The sequence below is a fragment of the Actinomadura scrupuli genome (assembly GCF_050971785.1).
Taxonomy (GTDB): Bacteria; Actinomycetota; Actinomycetes; order Streptosporangiales; family Streptosporangiaceae; genus Actinomadura_E; species Actinomadura_E scrupuli.
In genome coordinates this window covers 485,181-506,515 of record NZ_JBPCCU010000004.1, presented here as the reverse complement: position 1 = coordinate 506,515, position 21,335 = coordinate 485,181, and the positions used below count along the sequence as shown (strand labels likewise).

15 protein-coding genes and 1 riboswitch are annotated in these 21,335 nt (G+C 71.3%); of the genes, 6 read left to right on the top strand and 9 right to left on the bottom strand.

The window, feature by feature from the left end; translation table 11 throughout:
• Nucleotides 1-173 precede the first annotated feature (173 nt).
• Together ACRYCC_RS21605 and ACRYCC_RS21600 are read left to right on the top strand one after the other, a co-directional pair.
• Nucleotides 174-944 (top strand): helix-turn-helix domain-containing protein, encoded by a 771-nt coding sequence (locus ACRYCC_RS21605; protein WP_433814685.1) that lies wholly within the window; start codon nucleotides 174-176, stop codon nucleotides 942-944.
• A gap of 61 nt (nucleotides 945-1,005) precedes the next feature.
• Nucleotides 1,006-1,938 (top strand): chitosanase, encoded by a 933-nt coding sequence (locus ACRYCC_RS21600; RefSeq protein ID WP_433814683.1) that lies wholly within the window; start codon nucleotides 1,006-1,008, stop codon nucleotides 1,936-1,938.
• 2 nt (nucleotides 1,939-1,940) lie between these two features.
• On the opposite strand, the gene ACRYCC_RS21595 is transcribed toward ACRYCC_RS21600, so the two are convergent.
• The 3 genes from ACRYCC_RS21595 to ACRYCC_RS21585 all read right to left on the bottom strand — a co-directional run bounded on the left by ACRYCC_RS21595 (nucleotide 1,941) and on the right by ACRYCC_RS21585 (nucleotide 6,010).
• On the bottom strand, nucleotides 1,941-3,803 hold the full coding sequence (locus tag ACRYCC_RS21595; RefSeq protein WP_433814682.1) for a PP2C family protein-serine/threonine phosphatase: 1,863 nt from the start codon (nucleotides 3,801-3,803) through the stop codon (nucleotides 1,941-1,943).
• Nucleotides 3,804-4,019: 216 nt separating this feature from the next.
• Nucleotides 4,020-5,027 carry a rod shape-determining protein gene (locus ACRYCC_RS21590; RefSeq protein WP_433814680.1) on the bottom strand — a complete coding sequence of 336 codons (1,008 nt, stop codon included), beginning with the start codon at nucleotides 5,025-5,027 and terminating at the stop codon, nucleotides 4,020-4,022.
• 281 nt (nucleotides 5,028-5,308) lie between these two features.
• Nucleotides 5,309-6,010 (bottom strand): CHAP domain-containing protein, encoded by a 702-nt coding sequence (locus tag ACRYCC_RS21585; protein ID WP_433814678.1) that lies wholly within the window; start codon nucleotides 6,008-6,010, stop codon nucleotides 5,309-5,311.
• Between the two features lie 10 nt (nucleotides 6,011-6,020).
• Nucleotides 6,021-6,160: riboswitch (cyclic di-AMP (ydaO/yuaA leader) on the bottom strand.
• 413 nt (nucleotides 6,161-6,573) lie between these two features.
• Between ACRYCC_RS21585 and ACRYCC_RS21580 the strand changes: the two genes are divergently transcribed.
• Nucleotides 6,574-7,290, top strand: coding sequence for a Crp/Fnr family transcriptional regulator (locus tag ACRYCC_RS21580; RefSeq protein WP_433814676.1), 717 nt, complete (start codon nucleotides 6,574-6,576; stop codon nucleotides 7,288-7,290).
• A 10-nt stretch (nucleotides 7,291-7,300) separates the two neighbouring features.
• Here the strand turns inward: ACRYCC_RS21580 and glgA are convergent, their stop codons facing one another.
• Entirely contained in the window at nucleotides 7,301-8,485 is a 1,185-nt protein-coding gene (glgA, locus tag ACRYCC_RS21575; RefSeq protein ID WP_433814674.1) for a glycogen synthase, read from the bottom strand.
• 71 nt (nucleotides 8,486-8,556) lie between these two features.
• On the opposite strand from glgA, the gene glgC reads away from it, so the two are divergent.
• Nucleotides 8,557-9,792, top strand: a complete 1,236-nt coding sequence (gene glgC, locus ACRYCC_RS21570) for a glucose-1-phosphate adenylyltransferase (RefSeq protein WP_433814672.1) — start codon at nucleotides 8,557-8,559, stop codon at nucleotides 9,790-9,792.
• An 11-nt stretch (nucleotides 9,793-9,803) separates the two neighbouring features.
• On the opposite strand, the gene pgm is transcribed toward glgC, so the two are convergent.
• The 4 genes from pgm to ACRYCC_RS21550 form a co-directional block, all read right to left on the bottom strand.
• Nucleotides 9,804-11,459, bottom strand: a complete 1,656-nt coding sequence (gene pgm, locus ACRYCC_RS21565) for a phosphoglucomutase (alpha-D-glucose-1,6-bisphosphate-dependent) (protein ID WP_433814670.1) — start codon at nucleotides 11,457-11,459, stop codon at nucleotides 9,804-9,806.
• 135 nt (nucleotides 11,460-11,594) lie between these two features.
• Complete coding sequence (locus ACRYCC_RS21560; RefSeq protein WP_433814668.1) at nucleotides 11,595-13,595, bottom strand: ABC transporter ATP-binding protein; 2,001 nt, start codon at nucleotides 13,593-13,595, stop codon at nucleotides 11,595-11,597.
• Nucleotides 13,592-15,328, bottom strand: a complete 1,737-nt coding sequence (locus ACRYCC_RS21555; protein ID WP_433814667.1) for an ABC transporter ATP-binding protein — start codon at nucleotides 15,326-15,328, stop codon at nucleotides 13,592-13,594. The genes ACRYCC_RS21560 and ACRYCC_RS21555 overlap by 4 nt, the downstream gene beginning before the upstream one ends.
• Before the next feature lie 210 nt (nucleotides 15,329-15,538).
• Nucleotides 15,539-16,876, bottom strand: coding sequence for a benzoate/H(+) symporter BenE family transporter (locus ACRYCC_RS21550; RefSeq protein WP_433814665.1), 1,338 nt, complete (start codon nucleotides 16,874-16,876; stop codon nucleotides 15,539-15,541).
• Between the two features lie 122 nt (nucleotides 16,877-16,998).
• Between ACRYCC_RS21550 and ACRYCC_RS21545 the strand changes: the two genes are divergently transcribed.
• The gene (locus ACRYCC_RS21545; protein WP_433814663.1) at nucleotides 16,999-17,571 is read left to right on the top strand and encodes a helix-turn-helix domain-containing protein; all 573 of its coding nucleotides are present in this window, start codon (nucleotides 16,999-17,001) and stop codon (nucleotides 17,569-17,571) included.
• 128 nt (nucleotides 17,572-17,699) lie between these two features.
• Nucleotides 17,700-19,511, top strand: coding sequence for a glycoside hydrolase family 15 protein (locus ACRYCC_RS21540; RefSeq protein ID WP_433814662.1), 1,812 nt, complete (start codon nucleotides 17,700-17,702; stop codon nucleotides 19,509-19,511).
• A gap of 69 nt (nucleotides 19,512-19,580) precedes the next feature.
• On the opposite strand, the gene pgi is transcribed toward ACRYCC_RS21540, so the two are convergent.
• A complete protein-coding gene (gene pgi, locus ACRYCC_RS21535; RefSeq protein ID WP_433814660.1) occupies nucleotides 19,581-21,215 on the bottom strand; it encodes a glucose-6-phosphate isomerase in 1,635 nt (544 codons plus the stop codon).
• Nucleotides 21,216-21,335: the final 120 nt, after the last annotated feature.

Sequence of the window (21,335 nt, the reverse complement as noted above, 5' to 3'; positions counted from 1 at the left end):
ACCCGCGGTTCGGCCGGTCACCTCCCGTGACTTGGCCGAAGGTTGACCGGATGCCTGAGGATCCCTCTCTGAGCTGCGAGGATGAAGCACTTCGAGCACGGGTAGTGACCTCCCGTGACCATGCGTCGCCCCGTGGCGGGCGAGGCGGGATCGGCGGCGCCGAGGGGGATGATGTGGGCATCGGGGAGACTCTGGCCGCGGCGCGCCGCGCCGCCGGCCTGACGGTGACGGATATCAGCGCGAAGACCAAGATCCGTGAGCCGATCATCGAGGCGATGGAGCAGGACGACTACGCCCTGTGCGGCGGCGACTTCTACGTCCGGGCCCAGCTGCGCGCCATCGCCCGGGCCATCGGGATCGATCCCGCCCCGCTGGTCGCCTCCTTCGACCAGGCGCACGGCTGGTCCACCGGCGGGCTCCCCGCCCAGTCGCCGAGCCCCTCCTCCCGGCTGCGCGAGCGGCTGACCGCCCTGGCCGGGCGGTACCGGCCCTCCTGGGCGGTGGCCGCGGCGATTCCGCTGGTCGCCATCATCGGATACGCCATCTTCGCCCTCATCAGCGGCTCGCACGGCCGCCCGCATCCCGCGACGACGGTCAAGAGCACGCCGCACCGCACGCCCGCGGCCCCGGTGCACCGGGCCGCGGCGCCGCTGCGCAACGTCGAGGTCCGCCTGTACGCCAAGCGCACCAGCCAGGTGATCGTCCACGATGCCACCGGCAAGCTGCTCTTCGACGGGAAGGTGCAGGCCCGCAGCCATCAGGCGTGGACCGGCCCGCAGCGCCTGACGGTGACTCTGCACGACGCCGGGGCCACCCAGCTGACCGTCAACGGCAAGAACCTGGGCCGTCCCGGCCGTTCCGGCCAGGTGCTGCGGCTGAGCTTCGGCCCTGGAGACCCGAAGCGGGCCAAGCCCGCCGACGCCCCGGCGCCGGCCACCCACTGAGCCCCTGCCCGTCCGGCCGTTCCGCTGCTGAAGGCAGGCCCCGGCCTCTAGGCTGGCGGCCGTGCGCTCTCGCGGTGGACCGGCCGTCCTGCTCTGCGCCCTGCTGGCCGGCCCGGCCGCGGCCTGCGGCGCCCCGGCCGGTTCCGCGGCGGAGCCGGCCGCACCGCCCATCGTGACGACGACCCCGGGCACCTCCACCCCGGGCGTCTCCACCCCGCCCCGTACCACCCCGGCGGCGCAGGCCGGCGACACGGCCGCCGCGTGGGCGCGGGCGCTCATCATGATCCATGACATCACCGCCGTCTTCGAGAACGACCGCGTGACGCCGCAGTACGGCTTCATCGCCGACCAGCGCGACGGCTGCGGCTTCACCGCGGGCTGGATCGGGTTCTGCACCAAGTACGGCGACCTGCTCGAGGTGGTGAAGGCCTACAACGCCGCCGCGCCCGGCAACGTCCTCGCGCGGCACACCCCGGCCCTCCAGCGGCTCGCGGACGCCCGTACGGACCGGACCACCGGCCTGGGCACGCGCTTCGTCGCGGACTGGAAGCGGGCCGCCCTGGACCCCGCCTTCCGGCGGATCCAGCTCGACGTGGGTCACCGGGCGTATCTCGTGCCCACCCGCGACGTCGCCCGGCGCGAGGGCGTCACGACCCCCCTCGGGCTGGAGATCCTCTTCGACACCGCGCTCATGATGGGCCCCGGCCGCGCCGCCTGCGACGGGTTGCTCAAGATCGCCTCCGAGACCCACCGGGCGATGAAGGGCGGTCCCGCCACCGGCGTGCCCGAGGCGGCGTGGCTGCGCCGGTTCAACACCATCCGGATCCGGCACCTCGAGCATCCCTGCACTCCCGGCCGCCAGGCGGACTGGCCCCGGGCGGTCGGCCGGCCGCGGGCCCTGCAGGCGCTCGCCGACCAGGGGAACTGGCAGCTCACCCCGCCGGTGCACATCGGCGGGAACCACGATCTGACCATCACCACGCCCACCGACTGAGGTCATTCCACCCGGATGGCGTACAGGGTGGTGTCGTCGGCGTTGCGGTCGTGGCCCATCCGGGCCAGCACGGCCTCCAGCACCTGGTCCGGCTCGGCGGCCGTATCCTCGATGATCTGCTCCAGCCGGCCGATCCGCTCGTCGAGGTCGGCGCCCCGGCGTTCGATCAGCCCGTCGGTGTAGAGCAGGACCAGGTCGCCGCTCAGCAGCTGGGTGGTCATCGTCGAGTAGCTCACCTCGGGGCAGCAGCCCAGCACGGGATCGGGGACGATGTCCATCCTGGCGGCGTGCCCGTCCCTGAGCAGGATCGGCGGCGGATGCCCCGCGCAGGTCCAGTCCATCAGCCGGGTGGCGGGGTTGTAGTGCGCCAGCAGCGCAGTGCCGATGGTCGCCGGCTCCAGGTCGCTCACCAGCGCGTTGAGCCAGCCGGCGAGCCGTGCGGTGTCCTCGCACGTGTAGGCGAGCCCCAGCAGCCCCATGCGCATCCGGGCCATGGCGGCGGTGGCCGCCAGGCCGTGACCGGCGGCGTCCCCGACCGCGAGCAGCGCACGGCCGTCCTGCAGGGCCCGGGTCGCGTACCAGTCGCCGCCGATCCGGGCGGGGCTCTCCGCGGCCAGGCTGCGGACGGCCACCTTGAGGCCCGGCACGGTGACCAGCTCGTGGTCGGGGGGAAGGATGGCCCGCCGCAGGGTGAGCGTCACCTGGCGCTCGCGCACCGTCTCGCCCTGCTGGCGGAGGAACTCCTTGCGGGTCTCGGCCAGCGCGTCCTCGATGTAGCGCCGGCGGGTGATGTCCTGCGAGATCACGCTGACGGCGACCGGCCGTCCGGAGTCGTCCAGCACCGGCTCGGCGAAGATCCACAGGTGGCGGTTCTCCCCCGCCGCGGTCATGATCCGGTGCTCCAGCTCGATCGGCTCGCGGCGGCTGAACAGCGTATGCAGGCTGTCCTCCATCAGCGGCAGGTCCTCCGGCAAGACGATCTTCGGAAGCTCGTCCACCGGGACCGGGCCCTCCTGGGGCGTACGGCCGTAGTTGGCGAGCATCTGCGGCGACCACGTCTGCTCGTCGGCGACCAGGTCCCACTCGCCGAAGCCGACCAGCGCCAGCCGCTCGGCGCGCTCCAGCCGGCGCCGGACGCGGTCCTCCTCGTCGTGGTAGCGCCAGGTGACGCAGACGCCGGTGGGCACCCGTACGCAGCGCACGCTGAGCCGGGCCGAGCGGGCGACCCCGTTCTGCGCGGTGGAGAACACGAAGGGCCCCCGGGCGTACGGTTCGCCGGTCTCCAGCACCTGGACGTAGGACTCGAACAGCCCGTTGAGCGCCGTCCCGGGATCGACGCGGAGCAGCCGGTGGCCGACGAGCTCCTCGGCCCCCCGGCCGAAGATGTCGGTGGCCCGTTCGTTGAGGGCCGCGTTGAGAAAGTCGATCACCCGGCCCTCGACGTCCCGGACCGGGACGAGCCGGCTCGCGCAGTCCTGGGTCGCATCCAGCACCCCCCGCGCCACGGGGTCGTCGGGAAGCCCGGCGAGCAGTTCCGCGTCCCCCGCGGCGTCCTCCACGGCCAGCCGCCGCAGCACCTCCTCCAGCGCGGCGGCGCGGTCCTCGCCCAGCCGCCGCGCGGTGTCCATGACCAGCGACCCCGCGGCCTCGTCGTCGCCCGGGGCCAGCACCGGCGGCCGGCCGGCGATGACCAGCGCGGCCGTCTCCGGCAGTTCCAGGTCGAGATCCCTGGCCAGCCAGATCAGATGCTGCAGCGCCTCGCCCACATGACACCGCAGGCGCTCCGCGAGGACCACCCTGGCCTGGGCGACCACCGCCCGGTCTCGCATGGTGGCCCTCAGGTCCAGCAGTTCCGGCGCGTTCAACCCGCCACCGGCGCTCGGCCCCCTGCCCGTCGCAGCCGAAGAACTCATCCCACCCCCGGGAACTCAGCGTGATGTGGGGAGAATGACCTGGCGGAAACCTCATCCCACATCAATGCAATATAGGGCAAAATGAGAACTCGCGCGCCTCAACCTGTCACTATTCGGACAATTCCGAGTAATATCCTAAATTTACACCATTGGCAGGTAAATTAATGGTCATTCGTCGGAGAGTTCCTCCGCGTACTTGGCCGAGCCGAGCACGACCGACCCCAGCGGGTCGTCCACCAGATGGGTCGGGATCCCGATCTCCGACCGCAGGAGATCCTCCAGGCCGTCCAGCAGCGCGCCGCCTCCGGTGAGCGCCATTCCCTGGTCCATCAGGTCGCCCGACACCTCCGGCGGGCATTCCGAGAGCGTCTTCTTGACGAGGTCGACGATCGCGCCGACGGGTTCGGCGATCGCCTCGCAGATCTCCGCCTGCGAGATCGAGACGATCTTCGGCAGGCCGGTCATCGCGTGCCGCCCGCGGAGCGAGGTGGACCTCTCCTTCCCGGTCGGGTAGGCCGATCCGGCCGCGATCTTGGTCTCCTCGGCCGCCCCGAGACCCACCACCAGGCCGTGCTCCCTGCGCGCGTACGAGACGATGGCCTGGTCCAGGTCGTCACCGCCGATCTGCAGCGCGTGGGCCACCACGATGCCGCCCATCGAGATGATCGCGGCGTCGGTGGTGCCGCCGCCGACGTTGACCACCATCATGCCCTCGGCCTCGGACTCGGCGCCGACGAGCCCCATGCCGATCGCCGCCGCCATCGGGGACTCGATGATGTGCACGCGCCGGGCGCCGGCCAGGTGGGTGGCCTCCTGGACGGCCCGCCGCTGCACCGCCGTGATGCCGCTCGGCACCGCCACGACGACATGGCGCTTGATGAAGTTCGGCGGCCGGTTGGCGACCCGGAGAAAGTGGCGCATCATCCGGGTGGCGATCTCGAAATCCGTGATCACCCCACCCCTGATGGGATGGACCATGGTGATCGTCTCAGGAACACGGCCGATCATCTGCTTGGCCGCGGCACCCACCGCGATGATCCGGCCTGATCTGCTGTTGATTGCCACGACGGACGGTTCCTTCAGCACCAGCCCACGGTTGCGCACATGAATGGACGTGTTGGAGGTACCGAGATCGACCGCGGTGTCACACCTCAAGAATGCCAGCTTGCTGCCCATGAGAGACCAGCCTTCTGCCAGACGAGTGACCCCAGTGGAGTACCGGCGTCATAACACGACATACCCGGGCGGACAATCGGTCAGCGTTCGGCGCCCGTCAAGAACGGCCAAAGAGCGGCGTCCGGGGCCGGGCACGAGGGGCCGGGCGAGAGGGAGCCGGGGCGAAAGGGAGCCGGGGCGAAAGGGAGCCGGGGCGAAAGGGGGCCGGGCATGACGAGGCCGGACCGCGCGGGGGCGCGGTCCGGCCTGTGGCCGCTCGGGCGGCGGGGGTACTGCGGTCGTCAGCCGGCGGCGTACTCGGGGTACCCGTAGCCGATGACGTCGGAGGTGGGGCGGATCTTCTTCGCCACGACGTCGCCGCTGGTGTTGCCCTCGACGGTGGTGATGGTGCCGTCATGGTTGTCCTTGACGACCAGGCCGACATGGTCGATGCCCTCGGTCCCGCCGCCGTTCCAGGAGAAGAACACCACGGCGCCCGGCGTCGGCTTCTCGCCCCACCGGTGGGTCTTCTGGAACCACTTGGCGTGCGCGACCGTGTAGGCGTCCCGGCCCATGTGCTTGACACCGGCCTGCGCGCCGACCCAGGAGACGAACATGTCGCACCAGGCGGCGCCCTTGTAGTCCTTGACGTTCCCGCCGTCGCGGCGGGCGAGCTGCTTGGCGTCCGGCGTGGACTCGAACCACTGGTGGAACTTGGTCTGGCCGGACGCGTCGGCCTTGATGCCGACCTGCTTCTCGGCGAGGCTGACGACGGCGCCCGCGGTGGCCAGCCGGGCCCCCGAGTTGACGTCGGCGCGCTGCGCGGCGGAGTGCGCCCCGGCCCGGACGGACTGGTCGACGGGGGACGCGGACACGGCCGCGGAACCGGCCACGACGGCCCCGACCGCGACGGCGCCCACCACGACACCCGAGGTGACGCGGCTCTTGAAGGACTGGACGCGGCTCGTGAGGGATGAGAAGAACTGTGCGTGCGTGCTTGTCACTGAGCGTGACTCCTCTTCTTCCAGGTCGCCTACCGGGTTAGCTGACGGATTCGGGCATGGAAGTAGCCCTACGGCGCGCTGAGCACGCCGATTCACCCCTGAAACGTGGGTTCCCGGTTCCGCAGAATGCGGATTCGGCGGAAGACGGCCGCTGTAGAGGCAGCCGGCCTTCGATGGACATGTATGGGAGCGCGGATCGGTGTCACGCGCGCGTCACGGCCCTGGAGACGGGTCCGGACGAAGAGATGATCTACGACCATCTGGGCGACACATGGGGCGCATCGCCATAACCAGACATAACGGTATCAAACCACCAAGACGGATGCAAACCTGGCGCAAAACCGACGAGCCGATCGTCATGTTCTCCCCTCGCAGGTATGGTCGCCGTCACGGCGCGGTCACTTCGGCGCGCGCCGGCCACGATCATGGACGGGCACCCGCCCAGGGGCCGGAACCCCCCGTCCAGGCCTTGTCACGGCCCTCCGCGACCGTGTCCACTGGAGACTCCCCCGGATCAGCGCCGCATCTGTCGTCCGGAGGCCTCGCGGGAAACGGAGACATGTGTGGGGGACGAATCCACCGAAGGAATGACCGAGCTGAGCTTCTGGGACGCGCTCGACGAACCGGAGCGGGACGCGCTGCGCGACGCGGGCCGGGAGCGTGAGTTCCGCCCGCACGCCGAGCCGCTGTGCTTCGAGGGGGACTCCTCGTCGACCAATGTGGTGATCATCCTGTCCGGCTGGGCCAAGGTCACCTCCCCGACCCCGTCGGGGCGCCAGGTGGTCTTCGCCGTGCGCGGTCCCGGTGACGTGGTGGGGGAGATCTCCGCGCTGTTCCGCAGGCCGCGTACGGCGACCGTGGAGGCGCTGGACGAGATCAGGGCCCTCACGGTGCCGGCCTCCCGGTTCACCAGCCTGCTCGACGAGCATCCACGGTGCTGGTGGCCGTTGACCGCCACGATCGTCGGCCGCATGGACGAGCTCGGCAACCGGCTGCGCTGGCACGCGGAGGCCGACGGCAAGCGGCGGCTGGCCCATCTGCTCGTCTATCTGGCCGAAACGTCCCTGCGCTACCAGAAGCAGGGCCCGGAGGGCATCGAGATCCTGCCCCGGCTCTCGCACACCGAGCTGGGCAGCTGGGTGGACGCCTCGCGGGAGACCGCGGCACGGGGGTTCCACGAGCTGCGCAGGCGGGGCCTGGTCACCACCGGGTGGAAGAGGATCACCGTGCTCGATCTCCAGGGCGTCCGCGACTACGCCGCCGGATCGGGGCCGCGCTGAGCGGCGGGCCTCAGCCGGCCGGGGCGAGCAGCCCGGCGTACAGGTCCCGGGTGCGCCGGGCGATCTCCGTCCAGGAGAAGTGCTCGACGGCACGCCGGCGGCCGGCCAGGCCCATGGCCGCCCGGTCCGGATCGGCGAGCACGGCGTTGACCCGGTCGGCCAGGTCGGCGGCGAAGCGGGCGGGGTCCAGCGGCGTGCCGTCGGCGGCCTGCTCGACCGGCACCAGCAGACCGGTCTCCCCGTCGGCGACCACCTCGGGGATGCCGCCGGTGGCCGTGGCCACGACCGGCGCCGCGCACGCCATCGCCTCCAGGTTGACGATGCCCATCGGCTCGTAGATCGAGGGGCAGACGAACACCGTCGCATGGCTGAGGACCTGCACCAGCCGGTCGCGCGGCAGCATCTCCTTCAGCCACACCACGCCGCCGCGCTCGGCGCGCAGCCGCTCGACCGATGCCTCCACCTCGGCGGCGATCTCAGGGGTGTCCGGGGCGCCGGCGCACAGGACCAGCTGGGCGGCCGGGTCGAAGGCGAGCGCCGCCCGCAGCAGATGGGGCAGCCCCTTCTGCCGGGTGATGCGCCCGACGAACACCACCGACGGGCGGTCTGGATCGATGCCCAGCGCGGCGAGCCGGTCGGTGCCCGGGTCGGGCGCGTACGCGGCGGTGTCCACGCCGTTGTGGATCACGCTGACCCGGCCCGGGTCGAGCTCCGGGTAGGCGGCCAGCACGTCGCGCCGCATGCCCTCGGAGACGGCGACCACGGCGTCGGCGGCCAGGACGGCGGTGCGCTCGGCCCAGGACGAGAGGGCGTAGCCGCCGCCGAGCTGCTCGGCCTTCCACGGCCGGAGCGGCTCCAGGCTGTGCGTCGTCAGCACGTGCGGCACCCCGAACAGCAGCTTGGCGAGATGGCCGGCGAGGTTGGCGTACCAGGTGTGGCTGTGCACGAGGTCGGCCCCCGCGCAGCCCGCCGCGATCTCCAGGTCGACGCCGAGGGACTGCAGCGCGGCGTTGGCCTCCGCCAGCCCGCCCGGGACCTGGTAGGCCTGGACACCGGGCATGTCCCGGTCGGCGCCGAAGCAGCGCACCCGGACCTCGCAGAGCTCGCGCAGCTCCCGGGCGAGGTACTCGACGTGCACTCCCGCGCCCCCGTACACCTCCGGTGGGTACTCACGGGTGAGAAGATCGACGCGCATGCCGCGAATCCTAGCCCCGCCACGGCGAATCCAGGCTGTTTGCTGATCCGGAACAGGGATACCCTCGCGCTATGAGCACGCCCAAGATCCTGGCAATGGTGCTGGCGGGCGGTGAGGGCAAGCGGCTCATGCCGCTGACCGCCGACCGGGCGAAGCCCGCGGTGCCGTTCGGCGGCATGTACCGGCTGATCGACTTCGTTCTGTCCAACCTGGCCAACAGCGGCTATCTGAAGGTCGTCGTCCTCACCCAGTACAAGAGCCACAGCCTGGACCGGCATGTCTCGCGTACCTGGCGGATGTCGACGCTGCTCGGCAACTACGTCACGCCGGTGCCCGCCCAGCAGCGGCTCGGCCCCCGCTGGTTCCTGGGCTCCGCCGACGCCATCCTGCAGAACCTCAACCTCATCGAGGACGAGCGGCCCGACCATGTGATCGTGTTCGGCGCCGATCACATCTACCGGATGGACCCGCGGCAGATGGTCGACCAGCACATCGAGTCGGGCGCGGCCGTCACGGTGGCCGCGATCCGCCAGCCGCTGGAGCTCGCCCACCAGTTCGGGGTCATCGACGCGGCGGCCGACGGGGTCACCATGCGGGCCTTCCGCGAGAAGCCGACGGACGCGCAGGGCCTCCCCGACGCGCCCGACCAGGTGTACGCGTCCATGGGCAATTACGTCTTCGAGACCCAGGCGCTCATCGACGCGGTCCGCAAGGACACCCGGGACCCGTCGAGCAAGCATGACATGGGCGGCAACATCGTGCCGATCCAGGTGGAGGCGGGCCAGGCCCAGGTGTACGACTTCGCCCGCAACCGGGTACCGGGGTCCACCGACCGCGACCGCGGCTACTGGCGGGACGTCGGCACCCTCGACGCCTACTACGACGCGCACATGGACCTGATCTCGGTGCACCCGGTGTTCGACCTCTACAACCGGCAGTGGCCCATCTACACCGGTCACGACCCGCTGCCGCCCGCCAAGTTCGTCTTCAACGAGGACGGCCGGCGCGGTCAGGCGCTCGACTCCATGGTCTCCCCGGGGGTCATCGTCTCCGGCGGCATGGCGGAGCGGTCGGTGCTGTCCCCCGGGGTCGTGCTGGACGCCGGCTCGCAGGTGTGCGACTCGGTGGTGCTCAACGACGTGCGCATCGGCAAGGGCGCGATGGTGCGCAAGGCCATCATCGACAAGAACGTCTACATCCCCGACGGCGCCCGGATCGGCCTGGACCCCGAGCACGACCGGGCCCGGTTCACGGTGACCGACGAGGGCGTCGTCGTGATCGGGAAGAACCAGATCGTCGAGGGCTGAGCGGGCGCGCCTCAGCCGCCGGCCAGCGCGCCGTCCACCAGGGTGCGGGCCTCGCGCTGGACCTCGGCGAGGTGCTCCGGTCCCCGGAACGACTCGGCGTAGATCTTGTAGACGTCCTCGGTGCCGGACGGCCGCGCGGCGAACCAGGCGTTCTCGGTGGAGACCTTGAGGCCGCCGAGCGGCGCGCCGTTGCCCGGCGCGGCGGTGAGCACCCCGGTGATCGGCTCCCCGGCGAGCGAGGCGGCGGTGACCTGGTCGGCGGACAGCTGGGCCAGCACCGCCTTCTCCTCCCGGGTCGCGGGGGCGTCCACCCGGGCGTACGCCGGGTCGCCGTACTCGGCGGTCAGGTCGGCGTAGTGCTCACTGGGCGACCGGCCGGTGACCGCGATGATCTCCGCGGCGAGCAGGGCCATGATCAGCCCGTCCTTGTCCGTCGTCCAGACCGAGCCGTCGCGGCGCAGGAAGGACGCGCCCGCGCTCTCCTCACCGCCGAAGCCCAGGGATCCGTCGAGCAGTCCCGGCACGAACCACTTGAACCCGACCGGGACCTCGAACAGCGACCGGCCCAGCCCGGCGGCGACCCTGTCGATCATGCTGCTGCTGACCAGGGTCTTGCCGATCCCGGCGGCCTCCGGCCAGCCCGGCCGGTGGCCGTACAGGTACGAGATCGCCACGGCGAGGTAGTGGTTGGGGTTCATGAGCCCGGCGTCGGGCGTGACGATGCCGTGCCGGTCCGCGTCCGCGTCGTTGCCGGTCGAGACCGCGTACGCCTCCCGCCCGGCGATCAGCGAGGCCATGGCGTACGGCGACGAGCAGTCCATCCGGATCTTGCCGTCCCAGTCCAGCGTCATGAACCGCCAGGTCGGGTCGGTGTCGGGGTTCACCACGGTCAGGTCCAGCCGGTGCCGTTCGGCGATCTCTCCCCAGTAGGCGACGGCGGCTCCGCCCAGCGGGTCGGCCCCGATCCGCACGCCGGCGCCGCGGATCGCGTCCAGGTCCACCACCGAACCGAGGTCGTCGACGTACCCGGCGAGGAAGTCGTACCGGCCGGTGGTGTCGGCCCGCAGCGCCCGCTCGTAGGGGATCCGGCGGACCTCCTTCAGCCCTCCGGCGATCAGCGCGTTCGCCCGGTCCTGGATCCAGGAGGTGGCGTCGCTGCCCGCCGGGCCGCCGTTCGGCGGGTTGTACTTGAAGCCGCCGTCCGACGGCGGGTTGTGCGACGGCGTCACCACGACGCCGTCGGCCATGCCGCCGTCGCGGCCGCTGTCCCGGTCGCGGTTGTGGCTCAGGATGGCGTGCGAGACCCCGGGGGTCGGCGTGTAGCCGTCCCGCGAGTCGATCAGCACCGTCACCCCGTTGGCCGCGAAGACCTCCAGCGCGGAGACCTTGGCGGGCTCGGACAGCGCGTGCGGGTCGGCGCCCAGGAACAGCGGCCCGTCCACGCCCTGACCGGCGCGGTATTCCACGATGGCCTGGCTGGTGGCCAGGATGTGGTCCTCGTTGAAGGCGGTGCCGAGCGACGAGCCGCGGTGACCGGAGGTCCCGAAGGCCACCCGCTGCCCCGGGTGGGCGGGATCGGGATGCAGTGCGTAGTAGGCGGTGACCAGACGTGCCACATCCACCAGATCGGCCGGCTGTGCGGGCTGTCCGGCACGCTCATGCACCATGGGGAGCTCTCCTCGGGGTCGTTCGGGACTGCGACAAGTCTGACGTATGACGGCTCGCCGCCCGAGCCCGCCACTCCCGTCCCATCCCCAGATGCGCCCCGGGTACGCGGCGGCCACGGCGGATCTCCGCGCCCGTCAGTCCACGTCCACCATGGCCTGCGAGAACTGCGCCGCGTACAGCCGCCGGTAGGCACCGTCCGCCGCCAGGAGCTCGCCGTGCGTCCCCTGCTCGACGATCCGGCCGGACTCCATCACCAGGATGAGGTCCGCGTCGCGGATGGTGGACAGGCGGTGGGCGATGACGAAGCTGGTCCTGCCCTCGCGCAGCGAGTTCATCGCCCGCTGGATCAGGACCTCGGTGCGGGTGTCGACCGAGCTGGTCGCCTCGTCCAGGATGAGGATCGCGGGCTCGGCGAGGAAGGCCCGGGCGATGGTGATCAGCTGCTTCTCGCCCACGCTGACGTTGGACCCCTCCTCGTCGAGGACGGTGTCGTAGCCGTCGGGCAGGGTGCGCACGAAGTGATCGACGTGAGTGGCCCGCGCCGCCTCGATGATCCGCTCGTGGCTCGCCTCCGTCGCCCCGTAGGCGATGTTGTCGGTGATCGTGCCGCCGAACAGCCAGGCGTCCTGCAGCACCATGCCGGTCCTGGCCCGCAGGTCCTCGCGGGTCATCGAGGCGATGTCCACCCCGTCGAGGGTGATGCGCCCCCCAGTGACGTCGTAGAAGCGCATCAGCAGGTTGACCAGGGTGGTCTTGCCGGCCCCGGTGGGGCCGACGATGGCCACCGTCTGGCCCGGCTCGACGGTCAGCGACAGGTCCTCGATGAGCGGGGTGTCGGCGGCGTACCGGAAGGAGACCCCCTGGAACTCCACCCGGCCGCGCACCTGCTCCGGTCGCGCCGGCGTCCCGGGGTCGGGATCCTGCTCCCGGGCGTCGAGCAGCGCGAAGACGCGCTCGGCCGAGGCCACGCCGGACTGCAGCAGGTTGGCCATGCTCGCCACCTGGGTGAGCGGCTGGCTGAACTGCCGGGAGTACTGGATGAAGGCCTGGACGTCACCGAGCGAGAGCGCCCCGGAGGCGACCCGGAGCGCGCCGACGACCGCGACGAGCACGTAGTTCAGGTTGCCGATGAACATCATGACCGGCTGGATCAGGCCGGAGATGAACTGCGCCCGGAAACTGGAGGCGAACAGGGCGTCGTTGTGCTCCTTGAAGGTCGCGGCGGCCTGCTGCTGGCGGCCGAAGACCTTGACCAGGGAGTGACCGCTGTACATCTCCTCGATGTGCCCGTTCAGCCGGCCCGTCGTGGACCACTGCTGGACGAACTGCGGCTTGGCCCGCTTGCCGATCTGGCCCGCGACCACCATGGAGACCGGTACGGTCACCAGCGCGATCACGGCGAGCAGCGGGGAGATCACGAACATCATGGTCAGCACGCCGACGATCAGCAGCAGCGAGGTCAGCATCTGGCTGAGGGTCTGCTGCAGCGTCTGGGCGAGGTTGTCGATGTCGTTGGTCACCCGGCTCAGGACCTCACCGCGCGGCTGGCCGTCGAAGTAGCGCAGCGGCAGCCGGGAGAGCTTGGCCTGGGCCTGCTCGCGCAGCCGGAACATCGCCCGCTGCACCATGGTGGTGGTCAGCCGGCCCTGCAGGTAGCTCAGGACCGACGCGGCGACGTAGATCAGCACCGCGATCATCAGGATCCGGCCGACCTGCCCGAAGTCGATGCCGTGCCCGGGCACCAGATGCATCGAGTCGAGCATGTCCGCGCGGGTGCCGTGGCCCTCCGCGCGCAGCCGGGCGACCGCCTCGGCCTTGGTCGTGCCCGCCGGGAGCCCGCGGCCGACGACCCCCGCGAAGATCAGGTCGGTGGCCTGCCCCAGGATCTTCGGGCCCAGGACCGTCAGTGTCACGCTCACCACGGCCAGGGCCAGGGTGAGCACGATGAGCGGCCGCTCGGGCCGGAGCGTACGCAGCAGCCGGCGGCTCGACCCCCGGAAGTCCAGGGACTTCTCCACCGACGGCCCGTTCATGAAGGCGGCGGGTCCCCTGCCGATTCCAGGGCCCCCCGCGGGGCCCGGCCCCCGGCCGGGCGTGGGGCGCTCTCCGGCGCCGTTCTGGGCGGGGGTGCTCATGTGGTGGCCTCCTGCTCGGTGAGCTGCGAGAGCACGATCTCCCGGTAGGTCTCACTGGTCTTCATGAGCCCGTCATGCGTGCCCTCGGCCACGGCCCGGCCCTGGTCCAGGACGACGATGCGGTCCGCGTCCCGGATGGTGCTGACCCGCTGGGCGACGATGACGACGGTGGCGTCGGCAGTCTCGCGGGCCAGCGCGGCCCGCAGCGCCGCGTCGGTGGCGTAGTCGAGTGCGGAGAACGAGTCGTCGAACAGGTAGATCTCGGGCCGGTGCACCAGCGCGCGGGCGATCGCCAGACGCTGGCGCTGGCCGCCCGAGACGTTGGTGCCGCCCTGGGCGATCTTCGTGTCCAGGCCGTCGGGCATCGCCTGGACGAAGGCGCGGGCCTGCGCGGTCTCCAGCGCCCGCCAGAGTTCCTCCTCGGTGGCCCCGGGCTTGCCGTAGCGCAGGTTGGAGGCGATGGTCCCCGAGAACAGGTACGGCTTCTGCGGGATGAAACCGACCGTCTCCGACAGCACGACGGGGTCGAGGTCGCGCACGTCGACCCCGCCGACCAGCACGGTGCCGCCGGTGGCGTCGAAGAGCCGGGGGACGAGGTTGAGCAGCGTCGTCTTGCCGCTGCCGGTGCTCCCGATGACGGCGGTGGTCTCGCCCGGCCCGGCGACCAGGTCGATGCCGCGCAGCACGGGCTCCTCCGCACCGGGGTAGCGGAACTCCACGGCGCGCAGTTCCAGCCGGCCGTGCGCGTCCGTCCCGCGCACGGGAGCGGCCGGCGGCACGACGCTGGAGTCGGTGTCCAGCACCTCCTGGATGCGCTCGGCACAGACCTCGGCACGCGGCACCATCATGAACATGAAGGTCGCCATCATCACCGACATCAGGATCTGCATCAGGTAGCTGAGGAAGGCCGTCAGCGCTCCGACCTGCATCGAGCCGTCGTCGATGCGATGGCCGCCGAACCACAGGACGGCGACGCTGGAGACGTTGACCACCATCATCACCACCGGGAACATCAGCGCCATGAGGCGGCCGACGCCGAGCGAGACGTCCAGCAGCTCGGTGTTGGCCACGGCGAAGCGGTCGCGCTCCCGGCCGTCACGGACGAAGGCGCGGATGACCCGGACACCGGTGATCTGCTCGCGGAGCACCTGGTTGATCCGGTCGAGACGCTCCTGCATGAGCCGGAACAGGGGGCGCATCCGGTAGATGATGATGCCGATGATCACAGCCAGCACCGGCACGATGACCAGCAGCAGCGAGGACAGCGGAACGTCCTGGTTGAGGGCCATCAGGATGCCGCCGACGCACATGATCGGAGCCGCCACCATCATGGTGAAGGTCATCAGCACCAGCATCTGGACCTGCTGGACGTCGTTGGTGGTCCGGGTGATCAGCGAGGACGGGCCGAACCGGCCCACCTCGCGGGCGGAGTAGCCCTGTACCCGGTCGAACAGCGACGCGCGAACGTCACGGCCGAGCGCCATCGCGGTGCGGGCGCCGAGGTAGACGGCACCGACCGAGCAGGCGAGCTGCGCGAGCGACACGGCCATCATCACGCCGCCGAACCGCAGGATGTAGCCGGTGTCGCCGGTGACCACGCCGTTGTCGATGATGTCGGCGTTGAGGGTGGGCAGGAAGAGCATGGCGAGGGTCTGCACGAACTGCAGCAGGACGATCAGCGTCATCGGCCGGCGGTAGGGGCGCAGATGCACGCGCAGCAATCGAATCAGCACACGGACACTTTCCAGAGACGAGGAGGATCGGAGCGGGCTCCGCCCCGAGCCGCTGGCACCACGGCGCAGCGGCGATCACCGTCGCGACTTCGGCCGTGGCCGGACGGCTCGCGGGCACTGCCCGGAGACCAGTATCCATGATCAGGTAATGAACCGGTCAAAGGCCGATAGTTCGGGATCTCGCACCTGCCGCGCGGTGCGGGCCCCCGGTCAGGCGTCACCACGACCCGGGGCACCGGTGTCCAGGCCGGCCGGGCGGAGTCCGGCCCGCTCGCCCGCGGCGGTCTCCGCCGGGATCTCGGCCGGTACGGCTGCCGGGTGTTCCGGTGCAGGTCCTGTAGACGGTTCGGCGGGAGGGGACGTGGCCGGGCCGGGGGCGGGCGAGGCGGGCCGGCGGTACAGGGCGCGGAAGCCCAGCCCGGCGAGCAGGCCCCAGAAGGCCGCGCCGATGCCGAACGGGGCGATGCCGGAGGCACTGACGACCAGCGTGATGATCGCCGCGTCCCGCTGGCCCGGGTCCGCCACCGCCGCCTGGACGGCCGAGCCGAGCGCGCCGAGCAGCGCCAGCCCGGCGACGGCCTCGACGATCAGCGGCGGTGCGGAGGCGATGAGCGACACCGCCACGCCCGCGGACAGGCCGAGACCGAGGTAACAGCCCCCCGCGGTGACCGAGGCGATCCAGCGCCGGCGCGGATCGGGGTGGGCGTCGGGCCCGGCCACCAGGGCGGCCGTGATGGCGGCCAGGTTGACGGCGTGCCCGCCGAACGGCGCGCCGATCATCGTCGCCGCCCCGGTGCTCAACAAGATCGGGCGCAGGGCGGGCCGGTAGCCGTAACCGGCCAGCACGCTCATCCCGGGCACGTTCTGCGAGGCCATCGTGACGATGAACAGCGGGACCGCGATGCCGACGAACGTCCCGGCGGAGAAGGCCGGCGCCTGCACGGTGAGGACGGGCCAGAACCGCGACACGTGCGCCGTCCAGGGCCCGCTGAGGGTGATCGCGGCGATCGCGACCGCCAGCGCGGCCGGCACGGCCCACCGGCGGCTCAGCCGGTTGAGCACCAGCCAGGTGAGCACGACCGGCACCGCCTGCGCGGGGAACCGGACGACGGCCTGGACCGGCGCGAGGCACAGGGGCAGCAGCACCCCGGCGAGCATGGCCCCGGCCAGCGGCACCGGGATGGCGTGCAGCCAGCGCCCGAGCAGGCCGGACATCCCGGCGAGCACGATCAGCAGGCCCGTGACCAGGAAGGCGCCGAGCGCCTCGCGGTATCCGCCGCCGTGGCGCCCGGCGGAGACCAGCAGGGCGGCGCCCGGCGTGGACCACGCGATGCTCACCGGCATCCGCCACCACAGGCCCAGGACGATAGCGGTGACCCCCATGGTCACGCATAGCACCAGCAGGCCCGAGGCCGCCTGGTCCTGGCTCGCGCCGACCGCGCGCAGCCCCGCCAGCACCACCGCGAAGGAGCTCGCGAAGCCCACGATCGACGTGACCACCCCGGCCAGCACCGGCTGGACCGCTCCCGGCGGTCGCTCTCCGCTCATGATCGCCTCCGTGATCCGGCCGTTCCGTACCGTTCTTACCGTTCCGTAAACGGAACACCAGCGTGCCACAAAGCGTTCCACATACGGAACACATCGGTCACATCGGGCGCGACAATGGCTCCATGGAGCAGCAGAGGGCCGCCTTCGCCGCGGCGGTCGGGCGGCGCATCCAGCGACTGCGGCGAGCCCGTGGCCTTTCACTGTCGGAGCTCGCCCACCGGGCGGCGGTCGGCAAGGCGACCTTGTCCGGGCTGGAGGCCGGCACCCGCAACCCGACGCTGGAGACCCTGTACGCGATCACCGCGCAACTGGAGGTGCCGCTCGCCACCGTCCTCACCGACCCCGGCCTTCCGGTCCCCCGCACCGAGGTCGTGCACGGCGCGGCCGTCTCGGGGACGCTGCTGGAGAGCTTCACCGACGGGCCCGTCACCACCGAGCTCTACCGGCTGCGCATCCGGCCGGGCCGGGTGCAGGTCTCCCCCGCCCACCCGCGCGGCACCGTGGAGTACCTCACCGTCTTCGCCGGGACGGCCCGGGTCGGCCCGGTCGACGCCCCGCTGACCGCCACGGCCGGCGACCACGTCAGCTGGGTCGCCGACGTCCCGCACCTGTACTCCGCCGAGGACGGCGCCGAGGTGCACGCCGGCCTGCTCATGCGGCACTCCGCCGCGCTCCCGCCGGCCGGCTTCGGGTGAGCCGCCCCGGCCCGGGCCCCGTTGCCGCCGGGCCCGCGCCGAGGTTACGGCCGGACCGTTCCAGAGACGGATCCGCCTTGTAACACCGGGGGAATACCGGCGAAACACCGGCCCGGATCATCGGAGTCGTGCCCCCTCACGGATCCGCCCCCTACGGCCGCTACCTGCCCATCGAAGAACACGCCATCGTCGGCGACCTCCGGACCGTCGCGCTCGTGGGCACGGACGGGACCATCGACTGGTACTGCCCGGCCCGCTTCGACGCCCCCTCTCTGTTCGCGTCGCTGCTGGACGGGCGCAAGGGCGGATTCTTCTCGCTGTCGTGCCGGACCACGAGCCGCCCCAAGCAGCTCTACCTGCCCGACACCAACGTCCTGATGACGCGTTTCCTGACCGCCGAGGCGGTCGGCGAGGTCATCGACTTCATGGTCCCCGAGACCAGCGGCGTGGCCCTCCCCCGCGACCTGCTGGTCCGGCAGGCACGGGCCGTACGGGGCCGGGCGACGTTCGAGCTGAACTGCTATCCGGCCTTCGACTACGCCCGGGTGCCGCACACCGTGGAGGTCGTGGACGGCATGGGGGCGGTCTTCGAGTCGGCCGCCGGGCGCTGTGTGCTGCGGTCCAGCGTGCCGCTGACCGACGACGGCGACGGGGTCAAGGCGACCTTCACCCTCGACGAGGGCGAGACGGTGGACCTGATCCTGGAGTGGAACGGCCAGGTGCACCCGCTGGTGCAGGGTGAGGCCGAGCAGCTGTTCCTGCAGACCTCCGACTTCTGGCAGCGCTGGGTCGGCCAGTCCCGGTACCGCGGGCGGTGGCGCGAGATGGTGCATCGCTCAGCGCTCGCCCTGAAGCTGCTGGTCTACCACCCCACCGGCGCGCTGGTGGCCGCGCCCACCACCTCCCTGCCCGAGCACGTGGGAGGCGTCCGCAACTGGGACTACCGCTACAGCTGGCTGCGGGACTCGGCGTTCACCGTGTACTCGCTGATGACGCTGGGCTTCCTCGAGGAGGCCTCGGCCTTCATGGAATGGATCCAGCGGCGCTGCGAGTCCGCGACGTTGGAACGTGACATCATGATCATGTACGCGGTCGACGGCAGCGACAAGATCCCCGAGCAGATCCTCGAGCACCTCGACGGCTACCGCGGATCACGGCCGGTGCGCATCGGCAACAACGCCGTCGGCCAGCGCCAGATCGACGTCTACGGCGAGCTGATGGACGCGGTCTACCTCTACAACCGCGAGGTCCCGATCTCCTACGACCTGTGGGCCGGGCTGTCCAAGCGGCTCGACTGGCTCGCCGACCACTGGGAGGAGCCGGACGAGGGCGTCTGGGAGGTCCGCGGGCAGCGCCGGCGCTTCACGTACTCGACGCTCATGACATGGGTGGCCTTCGAACGCGCCGGCCGGCTGGCCCGCGACCGCGGGCTGCCCGCCCCGGTCAACAAGTGGCAGCGGCTGGCCGGGCGGGCCTACCGCTTCGTCCAGCAGGAGTGCTGGGACCCCGACCTCGGCGCGTACGTCATGCATCCCGGCAGCAAGCACCTCGACGCGTCGGTGCTGTGCATGCCCTTGGTGAAGTTCTCCGGTCCCACCGATCCGCGGTTCCTCATGACCCTGGACAAGATCGGCGAGGAGCTGGTCTCCGACAGCCTCGTCCACCGGTACGCCATCACCGGCCACGACGGGCTCACCGGCGCGGAGGGCACCTTCAACCTCTGCTCGTTCTGGTACGTCGACGCGCTCACCCAGGCCGGCCGGGTCAAGGAGGCCCGGATGGTCTTCGAGAAGATGCTCACCTACGCCAACCACGTCGGGCTCTACGCAGAGGAGATCGGCTCCTCCGGCGAGGCGCTGGGCAACTTCCCGCAGGCCTTCACCCATCTGGCCCTGATCAGCGCCGCCGTCAACCTCGACCGGGCCCTCGACGCCGGCTGACCCCGCCTCCCTCCGTGATCATGCAATCGATCGTCCGACGCTTGCATGATCACGGAGGGAGGGGGCGGGTCAGACGGCCCGGCCGCGCTGGCCGCGGTACCAGCGCACGAGGGCCAGCGTCGAGCCGTCGGTGTCGCCGCCGGGCGGTTGCTCGCCGACCAGCGACGGGGTGAGCTCGTTGGCCATCTTCTTGCCCAGCTCCACGCCCCACTGGTCGAAGGAGTCTATGCCCCAGATGACGCCCTCGACGAACGCGATGTGCTCGTAGAGCGCGACGAGCCGGCCCAGCACCCCGGGGGTGAGCTTGCGCGCCAGCAGCGTCGTGGAGGGACGGTTGCCCGGCATGATCTTGTGCGGGACGAGGTTCTCCGGGACGCCCTCCGCCTCGAGCTCCTGGGCCGTACGGCCGAACGCGAGCACCGCGGTCTGCGCGAGCAGGTTGGCCACCAGCAGGTCGTGCATGCCGTCGGCGTCCCGGAAGGGCTCGGCGAACCCGATGAAGTCGGCCGGGACCGGCCGGGTGCCCTGGTGCAGGAGCTGGTGGAAGGCGTGCTGGCCGTTGGTGCCGGGCTCGCCCCACCAGATCTCCCCGGTGTCGGCCACCACGGGCGAACCGTCGGCCCGGACGGACTTGCCGTTGGACTCCATCATCAGCTGCTGCAGGTAGGCGGGGAAACGCGACAGCCGCTGGCTGTACGGAAGGACGGCATGGGACTGCGCGCCGAAGAAGTCGGTGTACCAGACGCCCAGCAGGCCCATCAGGACCGGCATGTTCTGGTCGAAGGGCGCCGTGCGGAAGTGCTCGTCCATCGCGTGGAAGCCGGAGAGCATCTCGGCGAACCGGTCCCGGCCGATGGCCACCATCAGCGACAGGCCGATCGCGCCGTCGAAGGAGTACCGGCCGCCCACCCAGTCCCAGAAGCCGAACATGTTGGCGGGGTCGATGCCGAACTCCGCGACCCGCTCGGCGTTGGTGGAGACCGCGACGAAGTGCCGTGCGATCGCCGCCTCCTCGCCGCCCAGGCCGTCCAGCAGCCACTGCCGGGCGACCTTGGCGTTGGTGAGGGTCTCCAGGGTGGTGAAGGTCTTGGACGCGACGATGAAGAGCGTCTGGTCGGGGTCCAGTCCGGCCAGGGCGGTGGTGACGTCGGCGGGGTCGACGTTGGAGACGAAGCGGCAGGTGAGCCCCTCGAGCGCGTAGTCGTACAGCGCGGTGTAGGCCATCGCCGGGCCGAGGTCCGAGCCGCCGATGCCGATGTTCACCACGGCCTTGATCGGCTTACCGGTGTGCCCCTTCCACTCCCCCGAGCGCACCCGCTCGGCGAAGTCGCCCATGCGGTCCAGCACCTCGTGCACGTCGGCGACGACGTCCTGGCCGCCGACCGTCAGCCGGGCGTCGCGCGGCAGCCGCAGCGCCGTGTGCAGCACCGCGCGGTCCTCGCTGACGTTGATGTGCTCGCCCGCGAACATCGCCGCGATGCGGTCCTGCAGTCCGGCCCTGCGGGCGAGCGCGATCAGCAGCCGGAAGGTGTCGGCGGTGGCGCGGTGCTTGGAATAGTCCAGGTAGAGCTCGCCCGTCCGCACCGACATCCGCTCGGCCCGCATCGGATCCCAGTCGAACAGATCTCGCAGGTGCATGTTCCGGACGTCGGCGTGATGGGCGGCCAGCGCCTTCCATTCGACGGACTCGGTGATGTCGCTCATGCCCCTGCTCCCCAATCCCACGCAACGTCATTTCCCCGGCCCGGCCACGTTAAGCCCCGCTGCCCGCAAACGCCCCTTCGACCTGCCGGATGAGTCCGCCGTCCGAAAAAAGGGGACTTC